The sequence below is a fragment of the Streptosporangium sp. NPDC023615 genome, assembly GCF_040640155.1.
In the GTDB taxonomy this organism is placed as follows: domain Bacteria; phylum Actinomycetota; class Actinomycetes; order Streptosporangiales; family Streptosporangiaceae; genus Streptosporangium.
On record NZ_JBFABE010000012.1, the window covers coordinates 68,818 to 83,409 of the forward strand.

Below are 14,592 nucleotides of genomic sequence, written 5' to 3' on the forward strand. Positions count from 1 at the left end.
GGACCGGGCCCGCCGCGACCGGGTACGACGGCCCACGTCCGCCACGGGGTGGCCCGTGCACGTCGCCCGCGGCGACGAGCGGCCGGACCACCCGTGGAACCTCGCCTAGGGCTTACGGGCCAGGCCGCCGTAGTAGGTGTGATACAGAAGGGTGTTCTTGACGGAGAGGCTCGGCTCGGCGCGCCACTCGGGGAGCGGGACGAGGCCCGGTTCGAGCAGCTCGAAGTCGCCGAAGTACCCCGTGATCTCGTCCGTGGTGCGCCAGCGGCCGGTGCCGAGGTTCTCGTTGAAGAGCTTCTCCGCCGTCGTGGCCTGCTGGGACGCCGCCGGGTGCGCCGAACCGGGATTGCAGAAGTGCGAGATCGCCACGAAGCTGCCGGACACCAGCGGGGCGCGCAGCGTGGCCGCCACTCCCGCGGGGTCGTCCTGGTCGTGCAGATGGTGCAGGATGCTCAGCATCAGCAGCCCCACCGGCTCGTCGAAGTCGATGAAATCCTTGATCTGGGCGTTCTCCAGGATCGACCGGGGGTCGCGCGCGTCCGCCTGGATGACCTTCGTGCTGCCGTCGGTGGCGAGCAGCGCCCGCCCGTGGACCAGCACCATGGGGTCGTTGTCCACGTAGACCACCCGGGCCGCCGGATCGACCTTTTGAGCCACCTGGTGCACGTTGCCCTGGGTGGGCAGGCCCGACCCGATGTCGATGAACTGCCTGATCCCCGCCTCGGCCGCCATGTGGTGCACGATCCGCTGCAGGAAGGCCCGGTTCTGCTGCCCGGCCTCCTGGGCTCCCGGGGCGACCTTCAGGGCGGCCTCGGCGACCTGCCGGTCGACGGCGAAATTGTCCTTCCCGCCCAGGAACCAGTCGTAGACCCTCGCGATGCTGGGCTTCGTCGTGTCGATCTCCGCGGGAAGCCGCCCCCTGCTCAGCGTCGCCTCGTTCCGATCCTCGCCGCGCTCGGACACCTCGCCACCTTCGTTCCGATCGAGGCCCCGCTTGATCACGGGGAACTGGGCAGATAATAGCCAGAAATCCCACTAGAAGCAGGTGTGTAGCGACAAGCTCATACATAAGCACCGGAATCAGGATGTGCTTGTCGTTTCAGGAAAACCGTAAATCGCTCGATCAGGTGGTTCTCAAGCCGTAACGCCGGTCTCGGCGCGGTCGAGGCCATGGCGCTTCGACGACACGTCTCAGGTCGCCTCGGGGTCGTACGGGGGGATCTCGCCGTAGCCCAGTTCGCTCGCCTGGTAGGACACGGCGGGTTCGGCCGTGGCCGTCGCCGTCGTGCTCTTCCAGTCGTCCTCCAGGTCCGCGGTCAGGTGCTTGCGGACGAAGTTCTTGGGATTGAGGTCGGCCGGGTCGAAGTCGGCGAACTCCGGCCCCAGGCCGCTCCTCAGGTCGTCCCTGGCGTTGTTCGCCATCCGCCGGATGTTGCGCAGCGTCTTGGCCGCCTGCGAGGCGGCCTGGGGGAGTTTCTCCGGCCCGAAGACGAGAAGCGCGATGACCATCAGCGCCACGATCTCAGGCCAGCCGAGTCCGAACACTGTGATCTCCTACCGGGACGATGCCATGGGCACCTCTCCGGCGACACGCCGGAGAGGTCCCACACTAGTACCCCGGTCACGGACACGCGTCGCGACCCGTGACCGCCGGGCCTGACGAGGGCTCACGCGGGCCCACGAGGGGCCCACGCGGGCCCACGAGAGCCCTGGAAGGGCTACGAGGGCTCGGGCGACGGCTCGTCCGGTGCCGCCCCGACGGTCACGGTCGCGCTCCTCTCCTGACCGCCCCGCTGGTACTTGACGGTGAGCTTCTCGCCGGGCGCCCTGTTACGGATCATCGCGATCAGCTCGTTGCCGTCCTGCAGCACGACACCCTCGACCTCCAGGATGACGTCACCGGGCTTGAGGCCGGCCTGGGCGGCCGGGCCGTTCGGCTCGATCGGCTGGGTGCCCCGCGTGACCTCGGTGGCGATCCGCACCCCGACGCCCTGGTAGCTCGGGTCGATGGCGACGCCGATCCGCGACTTCCTGGCCTTGCCCGTGGTGATCAGCTCCTGGGCGACCCGGCGGGCGTGGTTCACCGGGATGGCGAACCCCAGGCCGATGCTGCCGCTCTGGCCGCCGACCGACCTGCCCAGCGTGGCGATCGCCGAGTTGACGCCGATGACCTCGCCGTTGGTGTTGACCAGCGGCCCACCGGAGTTACCGGGGTTGATGGCCGCGTCGGTCTGGACGGCGCTCAGCCAGGTGGTGTCGGAGCTGTTCTCCTCGCCCGCCTGGACGGGGCGGTTGAGCGAGCTGACGATGCCGGAGGTGACCGTGCCGGTCAGGCCCAGCGGGGAGCCGATGGCGATGACCGGGTCGCCCACGACCACGTTGTCGGAGTTGCCCAGGGTGATCTCCGGCGCGCCGAAGGTCTCGGTCGGCTTGACCACGGCCAGGTCGGACTCGGGGTCACGGCCGACGATGACCGCGGAGGTGGCCTTGCGGTTGTTGAACTGGATCTGGATCTGGCCGTTCGGCGCCGCGGCGGCGACGACGTGGTTGTTGGTCACCACGTACCCGCCCTTGATCAGGAAGCCCGAGCCGGTGCTGGAGCTCGCCCCGCCCTCGACGGCCAGCGAGACCACGCTGGGCAGGACCTTCGAGGCCACGCCCGCGACCGAGTCGGGAGGGCGGACGTTGGAGCCGGACGGCGCCTTGTCCAGGCTGAAGGAGGGGTCGCGGCCCGTGTCCGTCGGCCGCGTGAGGAGGTAGGTGCCGACGCTGCCCAGCAGCGAGGCCAGCAGCGCGACCATCACACCGAGGATCACCAGCGTGGTGGTGCGCGGCGGGCGCCGGGCCGCCGCGGGCGCCGGGCCGCCGAAACCGCCGGACAGGCCGTGGCCTCCCGGCACGCCGTGACCTCCGGGCGGCGGCGCCCAGCCGGGCCCCATGCCCGAGGCCTGCGACGGTGGCGGCGGCGGCCCGAACGGCTGGCCGAGGACCGCCGTGTCCTGCCGTGTCCTGCCGGAGGGGTCGCCCCAGCCCTCCCCGCCCGGAGCCGAGCCGTGGGCGGCGTGACCCGCCCCCGGGCCGGGGCCCTGATGACTCTGATACCCCTGCTGACCGTGGTCGTGACCCGGGCCGGACGAGGGACCGTTTCCCGTCCCCCGGTCCGTTCCCCAGCCTCCCGGCGCGGGGGGCGGCGCGCCCTCACCCGGCGTCCCGGCGGCGTCGTGGCGGATCAGCTCGGGCTGCCCCAACTGTCCGAACTGCCCGGACTGCCCGGGTGGTTCGTACCGTTCGCGGTCCCATCGGCCGTGGCTCGTCGGGTCGTCGGCCCGATTCCGATCGTCGCGGGAGTACTCCGCCCCGGGGGGAGGAGTGTCCCCCGCGGGCAGGAACTCCGGACGGGAGAACTCGGCGCCCGAGGGGTCCGGGGGGCCGGAGCGGCCGGCGCGGCGGGTCTGCTCGGCGTCGTGTCCGCCGTCGGCGAGTTCCGACGGCGTACGCCCCTCAGCATCCTGCGCCTCGTGGGTACGGGACTCGTCGGTCATCGAATACTCACCACTCCTTGCCTCGCAGGCGGCCGCTCACCGAGTCAACCCGGCAATCTTCCCCCGAGCGGCATACGAGATGTGTAAAACACAGGTCATTCGAAGGGATTGACCCAGGAGAGCACGCGGCTCGCGCCGCGGCCGAGCCTCGCCCAGAGATCGGGGACGGGCTCGTGCGGCAACGCCGCGACGGCGGCGTCGGCCATGTCGGCCGGCGCGTCCGCAAAGACGGTGTAGACATGACCCCCACTCGCCCAGATCGTCTCCTGCCCCACCGGGTCTCGAATCCAGATCGTATGCCCGTTACGCCGTTCGGCATGCCAATCGCGCAGACGTTCCTCATCAAGCGCCCCATGCTGGATGAAAACCGACACGACCGACAGGCCGTCCGAGTACCCGAGGTAGACGTGGCCGGCGGGGGCGCGGTGCGCGGAGAACAGCTCGAGACCGCCCGGCAGGGCGAGGGGGAAGCGCCAGCCGTCGGCCCGCAGGCGGGGGATCTGCCCCAGGTCGAGGCCGCCCGTGGCCATTCCCGCCGTGGCCGCCGCGGGTGCCGTGCCCCGCGCCGGGGCGGGGGGCTGGACGGTCAGGTCGACGAAGGCGGCGGTGTGCACGATCCGGCCGCGCGTGTCCAGCAGCTCCCGGCGCAGCACCGGCCCGGCGGCCCGGTCGATCCAGTAGCGGGCCGCGAGGGTGCCGTCGGCGCGCAGGACGTTCACCAGGCGGGCGGCCCGCCCGCAGGCGCGGCCCTCACCCGCCTCCACCACCCGGTAGTTGCGGGCCAGCACCTCCAGCATCGTCCCGGACGGGCTGGACAGGCCGCCCGCGAGGGTGCCGGGGTCGGCGTTCTGCGTGTGGCCCGAGGGCTCCGCGCGCACCGTCAGCCCCACGCCGGGGGCGTTGCGCACCTCCTGGACCGCCGAGGTGGAGCCCGACGTGCCCCAGACGGTCACGTAGCGGGTGCCGGAGTATCCCCGGGACCGGCCGGCGATCGCGGCCTCACGCAGGAGGTCGAGGCCGGTGTCCTCGCTCTCCACGTCGTCCGGCGGGACGGCCTGCGAGGAGCGGGCGGCGTGCGCCGGACCACCCGTCACCAGTCCCAGCAGCATCACGACCGCCAGGAACAGGGAGACGGGCAGCCGGATCACGGAGTGGGCGAGAAGGTCGGCGTCGCCGACCCGCCATAGGGCGCGGTGTTCCTGTGCTGGTTGGCGAACATGTCGACCGGCGGCACCACGCGCGGGTTCGGGTCGGTCCCGCCTACCACGAACAGGGTCCCGATCGCCACGGCCGCCGAGGCGACGCCCACCGCGACGTACCCGGCACGCCGCGCGCGCCGGGGGCGGCCCCCGGCCCGGCCGCGGGGCCGGTTGTCGGGGGGAGCGACGCTGTGCATGCTCGGGATGGGCGCCCCGGCGAAGGTGCGCGGAGCCGGAAAGGGGCGCTCACGCGGGGGCAGCGGCCCGCCCGGCTCGGACATCCGCAGCAGGGACATCGTCAGGTCGGTCGGCATCGCGGGCCCGTCCAGGGACCGCAGCCGGCTCTTCAGCGCCCGTACGGCGTCGACCTCGGCCCGGCAGGGGGCGCAGGAGGTCAGGTGCGCCAGGGCGCGGTCGCGCTCGTGGTGGTTCAGCTCACCGTCGACCAGTGCCGAAACACGCTCTCCGAGATGACTCATGCGCACTCCTTGCCAAGAGGCTCGTCGTGACATTCGTCATGACTGTGGTTTCTCATGCGAACTCCTCCCCGTGGGTAACGCTCGGGGGGAGTTGGTCGTTCCGCGGCGCGCGGTGCTCCAGCGCGTCGCGCAGCTGCGCCCGGCCACGGTGGATCCGGCTGCGGACGGTGCCGAGCTTCACGCCCAGCGTCGCCGCGATCTCCTCGTACGACAGGCCCTCGATGTCGCACAGCACGACGGCCGCGCGGAACTCGGGGGCGAGCGCGTCGAGCGCCGCCTGGATGTCGGGCTCCATGTGGGCGTCGTCGTAGACCTGCGCCGGGGAGGGCTCGCGTCCGCGCAGCCGCTCGGCGGCGTCGTCGGCGAACCCCTCGAACCTGATGCGCTGCTTGCGCCGCGCCATGTCCAGGAACAGGTTCGTGGTGATGCGGTGCAGCCAGCCCTCGAACGTGCCCGGCGTGTAGTTCGACAACGACCGGAAGACCCGGACGAAGACCTCCTGTGTGAGGTCCTCGGCGTCGTGCACGTTGCCGGTCAGCCGGTAGGCCAGCCGGTAGACGCGCGCCGAGTGCGTCCGGACCACTTCCTCCCAGGTGGGAGGCGTCCAATCAGACACGGGAGCTCCTGACTGGTGGTCGGGCTCGTCCACCAGCACTCCTCTCTCCGGGACCACCGCTATCGCCATAGTGCCTGGTTTCGTCCCTTCGTGCGCACCGACTGTCCTCCGGACCGGCAAAGGCCGCTTAAACCGTGCAACGCACCGGGGGTCACATGAGTTCCCGATCGGGCCTGCCTCCCTTAGGCTGCGACCGAGCGTCTATATGACGGTGTACGGAGAAAGCGGGAGGAGAGGCCGATGGCAGAGACGCCGCCCAGTCCGTTGGAGGCCACTCTGGCCTATGCCGACGAGTTCCACCGGGAGGACGACATCCTCCGCGCCGCCCGCCTGCGCGGGGCCGAGGTGGGAGCCCCCCCGGTCCCGCCCGGCTGCGGCGCCGCCCTCTGCTTCCTCGCCACCGCGGTCAACGCCCGCTCCGTCGTGGAGATCGGCACCGGCTGCGGCGTCTCCGGCCTGTGGCTGCTGCGCGGCATGCGCGCGGACGGCACGCTCACCAGCGTGGACGTCGAGCCCGAGCACCAGCGCCTGGCCAGGCAGAGCTTCGCCCAGGCGGGCTTCTCCGGCGGCCGGATCCGCCTGATCACCGGCCGCGCCCTCGACGTGCTCCCCCGCCTGTCCGACGGCGGCTACGACCTGGTCTTCTGCGACGGCGCCGTGCACGAGTACGCCGACTACCTGGCCGAGTCGATCCGGCTGCTGAGGGTCGGCGGCGTCGTGGTCTTCGGCAACGCCCTGTGGGGCAACCGGGTCGCCGACCCGGTGCAGCGCGACCCCGACACCGTCGCCATCCGGGAGCTGGGCAAGCTGGTCCGCTCGGACGAGCGGCTCCGCCCGCTGATGGTGCCGCTCGGCGACGGCGTCCTGGCGGCCGTCAAGCTCGCCGACTGACACCGGCAGACGCCCACCGACGCCGGCCGACGCCCACCGACGCGGACAGGCACCGGCCGGCACCGCGCGACCCCTCGGCGCCGGCGGTCTCGGCCCTCCCGCCGGTCCCGGCGCGGCCCCTCACCGCTCCGGCGTCCCCGGCGGGCCCGCCGGCCCCGGCGATCCCGCCAGCCACTCCAGCAGCAGGCGCACGCCGTACCCGGTGGCGCCCTTGCTCAGCAGGCCCTCGTCGGCGCCGCTGCGTCCGACGCCCGCGATGTCCAGGTGCGCCCAGGGCCGGCCGCCGGTGAACTCACGCAGGAACAGGGCCGCGGTCACCGAACCCGCGCCGTAGGTGGACCCGGCCTCGATGTTGGCCAGGTCGGCCACGGACGACTCCAGGGCCGGGACGTAGTCGTCGATCAGCGGCATCCGCCAGAGCGGCTCCCCGCCGGTCTCCCCCGCCGCGGTCAGCGCCTCGGCCAGGGCGTCGTCGGAGGCGAAGACCGCGCCCAGGCCCTTGCCCAGCGCGACGCCGATCGCCCCGGTCAGCGTCGCCACGTCGACCATGACGTCCGGGTCCAGCTCGGCGTCGGCGTAGGCCAGCGCGTCGGCCAGCACCAGGCGGCCCTCGGCGTCGGTGTTCAGCACCTCCACGGTCCGGCCGCCGTACTGGGTGATCACGTCGGAGGGGCGCTGGGCCGAGCCGGAGAAGGCGTTCTCGGCGGTGGCGACCAGGCCGGTGACCCGGACCCGCACGCCGAGCGCGGCCAGCGCGCCCAGGACCGCGATCACCACGGCCCCGCCCGCCATGTCGGTCTTCATGAACACCATGTTGGAGGTCGGCTTGAGGGAGATGCCCCCGGTGTCGTACGTGATGCCCTTGCCGACCAGGACCACGTGGCCGCTCGCGCCCTCGGGCGCGTAGTCCAGCCGGATCAGCCGGGGCGGGCTCTGCGCCCCCTGCCCGACGGCGAGGATCCCGCCGAACCCGTCGTCGGCCAGTTCCCGCTCGTCCCACACCCGCACGGTGACGTCCCGCCCGGCGACGTGCTCGCGCGCGCGTTCGGCCAGCCAGGCCGGGGACTTCACCGACGCCGGGGTGTTGGCGAGGTCCCTGGCCAGCGCCACGGCCTCGGCGACCACCCGCGCGGAGGCGATCTCGTCCTCGACGCCGTCCCCGACGAACTCCAGCGTCACCCCGGCCGGATTCTCCCGGCTGATCCTGAAGGTGTACGTGGCCAGCAGCGCGCCCTGCGCGAAGGCGGCCACCGGCCCCGCCGGGAGAACGATCCTGAGGGCGTCCCTGCCCTTGCCGCGGCGCGCCACGGCCGCTCCCGCCTTGCGCAGGGCCTCCGCCGACCCGTCGCCGACCCCGTACAGGAGCACCCGGCCCACGGCGTCGCCGGAGGCGACGGGGACCTCGACGATCTCCCCGGCCTCGCCCTTGGCCTTGTGGTGGCCGAGCAGCGCCGCGGCGGGCAGCGGCAGGTCGATCCCGGGGGCCAGGTCGCCGTCGAAGGGGACGGCCAGCAGTTCGGCGTCGCCGGCGGGCGCGTCCGCGGCGCCCTCCCCGGGATCCGTCCCCGCGGGGGCCTGCGAGGAGGGGGCGACCCGGAGCCCGTGCGCGTACGGCGCGCTGGGCAGGAGCAGGTGGGGGGAGATGGGCATGGGGTGACTCCAGTCATCGGGCCCGGCGGGAGGGAGAGCGCCGGGGAGAACATCGGGGAGAACACCTCGGCCCTGGCGCGAGCCGCCGTGAGGCGGTCCGACGGCCAGGGCCGTGTTCATCGTCGGTCGCGCGGGCCATCGCAGGTGTCATGCTCCCCGAGCAAGCTCGAACAGACCCGGCTCCACCGTTTTCGTCAGATCGGGATCAACCGACGATCTTCTTCAGTTCCTCGCCGAGAGCACTCGCCTCATCCGCCGAGAGCTCGACGACGAGGCGGCCGCCACCTTCCAGAGGAACCCGCATGACGATGCCCCTGCCTTCCTTGACGACCTCCAGCGGACCATCACCGGTCCTCGGCTTCATAGCCGCCATGCGTGTATCCCTTCCTGCTTCGGGCTCCGGATCTCCGACTGACCCGAGGGTGGCCGACGCATTCACGTCTTCTGTGATGTCCTATTATCCCGCCTCCGCACGGAGAATGGGAACGATCAGTATCAGCGTCGGCTCATCCGGCGATCAAGACCGTTGTCCGAGACCCCTCGGACGACCAAACTTGTCCTCGTGAACGCCCGCGCCGCTCTCTTCGATCTGTACGGGGACCACCTCCGGTCCCGGGGCGGTCGTGCCTCCGTCGCCGCCCTGGTCCGGCTGCTCGCCCCCCTGGACATCGCCGCCCCGGCCGTGCGCACCGCCGTCTCGCGGATGGTGCGGCAGGGCTGGCTCTCCCCGACCCGCCTGCCCAGGGGGCCCGGGTACGAGGTCACGCCCAAATGCGTGCGCCGCCTGGACGAGGCGGCCCTGAGAATTTACCGAGTCGGGACGATCACCTGGAACGGCCGCTGGCACGTCCTCGTGGTGGACCCCGTACGCGAGCGGTCCAGGCGGGAGCGCCTGCGGGCCGAGCTCTCCTTCATCGGGTACGCGCCCATGTCCGAGACCACGTGGATCGGGCCGCGCCCCTCCCCCGAGCTGGACGCCCTCCTCAGCGGCCAGGACGTCCGCGCGGACCGGTTCGAGGCGGTGCTCGACGGCGATCCGGCCGCGCTGGTCGCCAGGACGTGGGACCTGGACGGCATCGGGGCGGCCTACGAGGAGTGGCTGGCCCAGGCGACGGAGCTGGTGGGTTCCCTGCCCGCGGACGCGGGCTGCGACCGGGTGTTCGCCGTCCGGAGCAGGCTGCTGCACGGCTGGCGCAACTTCCTCTTCCGCGACCCGGGGCTCCCCGCCGAGCTGCTGCCACGGGGCTGGCCCGGGGAGAGGGCACGGATCTTCTTCGAGCGCGAGGCCGGCAGGCTGCTCCCGGCCGCCGCGACCTTCGTCGACCGCCACCTGGGCGAACCCTGGGAGACCCCGCGGGAGGCACCTCCCTGAGAACCGTCCCGGAGACCGCGCGGGAACCGCGTGCATCCGCGTGCATCCGCGCGGACCCACGGGGAGCGAGACACGGAAGGGCACGGAGTGCCCGGGGAGCCCCCTGAAGGGCACGGAGAGGGACAGAGCAGGATATTTAGCCCTGGAACTACAACGAAAGGTCACAGAGGCTCAGCGGGCCACAGGGGGCTTCCGGGAGGTGTCCCGGGAGGCCGCGCGGGAACCGGTCACGCGGCCGGACCCGCGGTGGGAGACCCCCGCGGCCACGGCCCGGTACGGGCAGAGCCGAACGATCCGGAAGGAGCACACGTTGAGCGACGTTCTCTACTCCGTCGACGACGCCGTCGCCGTCATCGTCATCAACCGGCCGGAGGCGATGAACTCGCTGACGACCTCCGCGAAGGACGCCCTGCTGGAGGCGGTGACCGAGGCGTCGCGGGCGGACGCCGTACGGGCGGTTCTGCTGACCGGGTCGGGGCGGGCGTTCTGCGCCGGCCAGGACCTGGGCGAGCACGCCGCGAACCTGGAGGCCGGCCGTGGCCTGGACGGCACCGTGCGCGCGCACTACAACCCCATCGTCCGCGCGATCACCGAGATGGACAAGCCCGTGGTGGCGGCGGTGAACGGTGTGGCCGCGGGCGCGGGCGCCTCCCTGGCCTTCGCCTGCGACCTGCGGATCGCCTCGGAGAAGGCCAGGTTCGCGATGGCCTTCTCCGGTATCGGGCTCGCCCCCGACTCGGGAGCCTCCTGGACCCTCCAGCGCCTGGTGGGCCCGGCCCGCGCCGCCGAGATGCTGCTGCTCGGCGAACCTCTCGGCGCGGCCCGCGCGCTCGAACTCGGCGTGGTCTCCCAGGTCGTCCCCGCCGAGGAACTGGAGGGCGCGGCCCGCGCCCTGGCCGCGCGGCTCGCGCAGGGTCCCACGAGCGCCTACGCGGCGACCAAGCGCGCCCTGCGATCCGCCGCGACCGGCTCCCTGGCCGAGGCCCTGGAGGTGGAGGCCGATCTCCAGGACGCCTGTGCGGGAACCGCCGACCACCTGAACGCCACCCGCGCCTTCCTCGCCAAGGAACGGCCCGTCTTCGAGGGACGCTGAGAGACCCGCCCCGACGGACGCGGAGAGGCCCGCCGAGGGGGCCGGGGACCCGGCCGTCACCGGCCCCGGCGGGTCCAGCAGTCGGCGACGTGGTCGTCGACCAGGCCGATGGCCTGCATCAGCGCGTAGGCCGTGGTCGGGCCGACGAAACGGAAGCCGTGCGACTTGAGCTCCTTGGCCAGCGCCTTGGAGCCCGGGGTCTGCGCGGGCACGTCCGCCAGGGTCGCCGGGACGGGCGAGGCCGGGTCGGCGTGCTTCCAGACGAGGTCGGACAGGCCGAGTCCGAGCGCGGCCCGCGCGTTGGCGATCGTCGCCTCGATCTTGGCCCGGTTGCGGATGATGCCCGCGTCCCCGAGCAGGCGGGTGACGTCCTCCTCGCCGAAGGAGGCCACGGCCGGGATGGAGAACCCGGCGAAGGCCGCCCGGAAGTTCTCCCGCTTGCGCAGGATCGTGATCCACGACAGGCCGGACTGGAACGCCTCCAGCGTGATCCGCTCGAACACCTGGTCGTCACCGGTGACGGGGCGGCCCCACTCCCGGTCGTGGTAATCGATGTAGTCGAGGGCGGAGGTCGCCCAGCCGCAGCGCACGAGCTCCGTCCCGGCGGGACCCGCGACGTCCCGGGCGTCCCAGGCGTTTCCGGTCTTCTCAGGGTCCCCGCTGTCCCGGGTGTCCCCGGTGGACCCGGGGGCTCCGGCCGCCGGGAACGACGCCGGGCGCACGGGGCTGGAGGGCTCGCTCACCGCGCCCCCTCCGCCTCCGGACGCTCCTGCTCGGGACGGTCATCGTCCGGGCGTCCACCGGTGCGGACGCCGAGGGAGGAAGAGGACGATCCGGCCCCGTCCCTCTGCGGCGACGTCGCCCCCGAGGACGACGGGGCGGCCGAGGACGGGGAGACGGACGACGGGGAGGACGGGCTCGCCGGGGCCGGGACGGAATCCGGCACCCGGACGGCGCCCGGGACCGCGTCCGGGGCCGGGGCCGGGGCCGGGGCCGGGTCGGAGGGTGAGTCCGGGTCCGAAGTGGGGGTGGGGCGGGAGAGCGAGGGGACTCCGGAGACCGGGGTGGAGTCGGAGTCGGCCAGGGGGTCCGAGCCGGCCACGGGGCCCGCGCCGGTCGAAGGGGCCGCACCGGTCGAAGGGGCCGCACCGGTCGAGGGGGCCGCACCGGCCGAAGAGCCCGGGTCCGGGGTGGGGGCCGGGTCCGCCGGGATGGGGTCCCCGGTGGGCCGGGCGAAGTCCCGCCGGCCGGGGGACTCCCTCCGTCGCCACGTGTCCCCGGCGACGTCCGGCCCGTTGGAGAGCTCCTCGCTCGCCCCGTACCCGCCCGCGCCGGAGAGCTCGTAGGGCGCCTCGCGCACGGAGCGCGCCGGGACCGGCAGGCCCGGGTCCAGCTCGTGGCGGGCCTGGAGCCTGCCGGCGAGCAGCTCGGACACCCGCTGCTCCAGCACGGCGATCCTGGTGTCACGCTCGCTCAGCGCGTCGGCGACCCGGCTCAGCGCCTCGTCGACGCTCTGGGTGTGGTAGCCGACGAGGCTCACCGGAAGGTGCAGGGCCCTGAAGTCGACCGCGTCGAGCCGACCCGCCGCGGGCAGGCTCAGCGGGGGCACATCGGGGGGGAACTCCTTGAGTTCACCTCCCCGCCCCATGGCGACCACCGTGACGGCGGCGATCACGGCTATGGCAGCGAGGGCTAAGACGACCAGCACATACGAATCGTGCCACAAGTCCACTGGCCTAGGATCGGCTCGTGACTCCTCCGTTGCCCGAAGAGAGCAGGCCGTCGTCCGCGTCCGCCGAGGTGGCGGGCGGGCGGGTCCCGCGCTCCTCCCGCGAGGAGATCGCGGCGGTGGGGCGATCGTCCCGCCCGGCGGAACCGGCCGCCCCGGTGTCCGGGCCGGGGGCGCGCCCCGTGGTGCTGGGTCCCGGCGACGAGGACGATCCCGGCTGGACCTGGGCCCGTTCGGCCGGGGAGGTCGAGGAGCTCGTCCACGCGGGGCACACCGTGGCGGTCGTCCCCGCCCTGCTGGCCGGGGTCCCCTCCGGGGACGGGCCGGACGCCGAGGCCGCGGAGCTCACCGCGGCCTCGATCTGCGCCTGGCTCGGCGCCCGCGTCTTCCGTACGGACCGCCCCGGTCAGGTGCGGCTCGCGGTGGAGATGACCGAGTCCCTCGCCGGGCGGCGCCCTCCCGCCCTAACCCGCCGTGGCCTCGCCTAGCTCCTCCGGACTCGGCTCCAGGTGCCTGGTCCGCTTCTCCAGCAGCGCGAACGCCTCCTCGATCGTGGTCGCCCAGGAGATGGCGTCGAAGACGTTCGGGCGGGTGAAGCCCGCCTCCTCCATGTTCTCGACCAGCTCGCGCAGCGGGGCGTAGAGACCCCACGGGTCGAGCAGCACCAGCGGCTTGTCGTGCAGGCCGAGGGTGCGGGCGGTCCAGATCTCGAAGAGCTCCTCCAGCGTCCCGATGCCTCCCGGCAGCACCAGGAACGCGTCCGACCGGGCGTCCATGACGCCCTTGCGCTCCCGCATGTCGGTGGTGACGACCATCTCGTCGGACTCCTCGTCCGCGATCTCGATGTCGACCAGCACCTGGGGGATCACCCCCACGGTGTGGGCGCCGCCCGCGCGGGCGGCGCGGGCCACCGCGCCCATGCAGGAGACCGTGGCCCCACCGCTCACCAGGGAGTGCCCCCGCCTGGCGAGTTCGGCCCCCACCTGCTCGGCCAGCTCCAGGTACTTCTTGTCGATCCTCTGACTTGACGCGAGGAACACGCAGATGAACACCCCGACAGCCTATTCGGCGTCGCCGACCGTGGTCATCGTGGACCTGCGCTCGTCCTCCCGCCGCCCGCCCCGGTTGCCGTCGGCCTCGACGATGATGCGGACGGCCTCGTCCACGTCGTCGGTGACGTGGATCAGGTTCAGGTCGGCCGGGGAGATCTTGCCGGTCTCCACGAGGGTCTTCCCGATCCAGTCGACCAGGCCGCCCCAGAACTCGGTCCCCATCAGAACCACCGGGAAGGAGGTGACCTTCTGGGTCTGGACCAGGGTGAGCGCCTCGAACAGCTCGTCCAGGGTGCCGAACCCGCCGGGCAGCGTGACGAAGCCGCAGGAGTACTTCACGAACATGGTCTTGCGGACGAAGAAGTAGCGGAACTCGATGCCGAGGTCGACGTACTCGTTCATGCTCTGCTCGAAGGGGAGCTCGATGCCCAGGCCGACCGAGACGCCGTCCGCCTCGACGGCCCCCTTGTTGGCGGCCTCCATGCAGCCCGGTCCGCCACCGGTGATCACGGCGTAGCCCGCCTGGGACAGTTTCCTGCCGAGCTCGACGCCCATCTCGTACTCGGGGGTGCCCGCGGGGGTACGCGCGGAGCCGAAGACGGTCACCGCCTGGGGCAGTTCGGCGAGCTGACCGAAGCCCTCCACGAACTCGGCCTGGATGCGCAGGACCCGCCACGGGTCCATGTGCAGCCAGTCTGCGGGCCCTCTCCTGTCGAGAAGCCGCTGGTCATGGGTGGAGTCGGAGACGAGATCGCCACGGACCACGGCGGCCCCCTGACGACGTTCGGGACGCTTTTTCTTCATGCCGGTCACCGTACTGCCGCTCCCGGTGCACTCCTTGGAAAAATCTTGAAAAATCTCCGTGAAAACGTGGAACCGGACTTTGAGGAGACCACGTCTAACTGCCGAGGGTGCTGCTCGGGACTGAAAGTGGCTTTCCCCGCCAAATGGCCGGCGAGGAAAGCCACT

At 72.6% G+C, this 14,592-nt stretch carries 16 protein-coding genes; 4 read left to right on the forward strand and 12 right to left on the reverse strand.

What is annotated here, in order from left to right:
* Positions 1-105 precede the first annotated feature (105 nt).
* The 6 genes from AB0G16_RS12335 to sigE all read right to left on the reverse strand — a co-directional run bounded on the left by AB0G16_RS12335 (position 106) and on the right by sigE (position 5,905).
* A complete protein-coding gene (locus AB0G16_RS12335; protein ID WP_362802913.1) occupies positions 106-963 on the reverse strand; it encodes an SAM-dependent methyltransferase in 858 nt (285 codons plus the stop codon).
* Between the two features lie 228 nt (positions 964-1,191).
* Entirely contained in the window at positions 1,192-1,545 is a 354-nt protein-coding gene (locus AB0G16_RS12340; RefSeq protein WP_362802916.1) for a sec-independent translocase, read from the reverse strand.
* Positions 1,546-1,718: 173 nt separating this feature from the next.
* Positions 1,719-3,542, reverse strand: coding sequence for a trypsin-like peptidase domain-containing protein (locus tag AB0G16_RS12345; RefSeq protein WP_362802919.1), 1,824 nt, complete (start codon positions 3,540-3,542; stop codon positions 1,719-1,721).
* A 95-nt stretch (positions 3,543-3,637) separates the two neighbouring features.
* Complete coding sequence (locus tag AB0G16_RS12350; RefSeq protein WP_362802922.1) at positions 3,638-4,690, reverse strand: sigma-E factor regulatory protein RseB domain-containing protein; 1,053 nt, start codon at positions 4,688-4,690, stop codon at positions 3,638-3,640.
* Positions 4,687-5,220, reverse strand: a complete 534-nt coding sequence (locus AB0G16_RS12355; protein WP_362802925.1) for an anti-sigma factor — start codon at positions 5,218-5,220, stop codon at positions 4,687-4,689. The genes AB0G16_RS12350 and AB0G16_RS12355 overlap by 4 nt, the downstream gene beginning before the upstream one ends.
* A 52-nt stretch (positions 5,221-5,272) precedes the next feature.
* The gene (sigE, locus tag AB0G16_RS12360; RefSeq protein WP_344902381.1) at positions 5,273-5,905 is read right to left on the reverse strand and encodes an RNA polymerase sigma factor SigE; all 633 of its coding nucleotides are present in this window, start codon (positions 5,903-5,905) and stop codon (positions 5,273-5,275) included.
* Positions 5,906-6,076: 171 nt separating this feature from the next.
* On the opposite strand from sigE, the gene AB0G16_RS12365 reads away from it, so the two are divergent.
* Positions 6,077-6,727 carry an O-methyltransferase gene (locus AB0G16_RS12365; protein ID WP_362802929.1) on the forward strand — a complete coding sequence of 217 codons (651 nt, stop codon included), beginning with the start codon at positions 6,077-6,079 and terminating at the stop codon, positions 6,725-6,727.
* Positions 6,728-6,847: 120 nt separating this feature from the next.
* Here the strand turns inward: AB0G16_RS12365 and AB0G16_RS12370 are convergent, their stop codons facing one another.
* Together AB0G16_RS12370 and AB0G16_RS12375 are read right to left on the reverse strand one after the other, a co-directional pair.
* Positions 6,848-8,377 (reverse strand): leucyl aminopeptidase, encoded by a 1,530-nt coding sequence (locus AB0G16_RS12370; protein ID WP_362802932.1) that lies wholly within the window; start codon positions 8,375-8,377, stop codon positions 6,848-6,850.
* A 205-nt stretch (positions 8,378-8,582) separates the two neighbouring features.
* Entirely contained in the window at positions 8,583-8,750 is a 168-nt protein-coding gene (locus AB0G16_RS12375) for a DUF3117 domain-containing protein (protein ID WP_084195322.1), read from the reverse strand.
* A 189-nt stretch (positions 8,751-8,939) separates the two neighbouring features.
* Between AB0G16_RS12375 and AB0G16_RS12380 the strand changes: the two genes are divergently transcribed.
* Both AB0G16_RS12380 and AB0G16_RS12385 read left to right on the forward strand, forming a co-directional pair.
* Complete coding sequence (locus AB0G16_RS12380; protein WP_362802935.1) at positions 8,940-9,749, forward strand: PaaX family transcriptional regulator C-terminal domain-containing protein; 810 nt, start codon at positions 8,940-8,942, stop codon at positions 9,747-9,749.
* 310 nt (positions 9,750-10,059) lie between these two features.
* The gene (locus AB0G16_RS12385; RefSeq protein WP_362802938.1) at positions 10,060-10,842 is read left to right on the forward strand and encodes an enoyl-CoA hydratase-related protein; all 783 of its coding nucleotides are present in this window, start codon (positions 10,060-10,062) and stop codon (positions 10,840-10,842) included.
* 56 nt (positions 10,843-10,898) lie between these two features.
* On the opposite strand, the gene AB0G16_RS12390 is transcribed toward AB0G16_RS12385, so the two are convergent.
* Together AB0G16_RS12390 and AB0G16_RS12395 are read right to left on the reverse strand one after the other, a co-directional pair.
* The gene (locus AB0G16_RS12390; RefSeq protein WP_362803163.1) at positions 10,899-11,432 is read right to left on the reverse strand and encodes a DNA-3-methyladenine glycosylase I; all 534 of its coding nucleotides are present in this window, start codon (positions 11,430-11,432) and stop codon (positions 10,899-10,901) included.
* 149 nt (positions 11,433-11,581) lie between these two features.
* Positions 11,582-12,550: a hypothetical protein gene (locus tag AB0G16_RS12395; RefSeq protein ID WP_362802941.1), complete on the reverse strand. Its 969-nt coding sequence runs from the start codon at positions 12,548-12,550 to the stop codon at positions 11,582-11,584.
* A 41-nt stretch (positions 12,551-12,591) separates the two neighbouring features.
* Between AB0G16_RS12395 and AB0G16_RS12400 the strand changes: the two genes are divergently transcribed.
* The gene (locus AB0G16_RS12400; RefSeq protein WP_362802944.1) at positions 12,592-13,059 is read left to right on the forward strand and encodes a hypothetical protein; all 468 of its coding nucleotides are present in this window, start codon (positions 12,592-12,594) and stop codon (positions 13,057-13,059) included.
* Here AB0G16_RS12400 and AB0G16_RS12405 read toward each other — a convergent pair.
* Both AB0G16_RS12405 and AB0G16_RS12410 read right to left on the reverse strand, forming a co-directional pair.
* Positions 13,036-13,623 carry a TIGR00730 family Rossman fold protein gene (locus AB0G16_RS12405; RefSeq protein WP_362802946.1) on the reverse strand — a complete coding sequence of 196 codons (588 nt, stop codon included), beginning with the start codon at positions 13,621-13,623 and terminating at the stop codon, positions 13,036-13,038. The genes AB0G16_RS12400 and AB0G16_RS12405 overlap by 24 nt on opposite strands.
* A 9-nt stretch (positions 13,624-13,632) precedes the next feature.
* On the reverse strand, positions 13,633-14,427 hold the full coding sequence (locus AB0G16_RS12410) for a TIGR00730 family Rossman fold protein (RefSeq protein WP_362802949.1): 795 nt from the start codon (positions 14,425-14,427) through the stop codon (positions 13,633-13,635).
* Between the last annotated feature and the right edge of the window lie 165 nt (positions 14,428-14,592).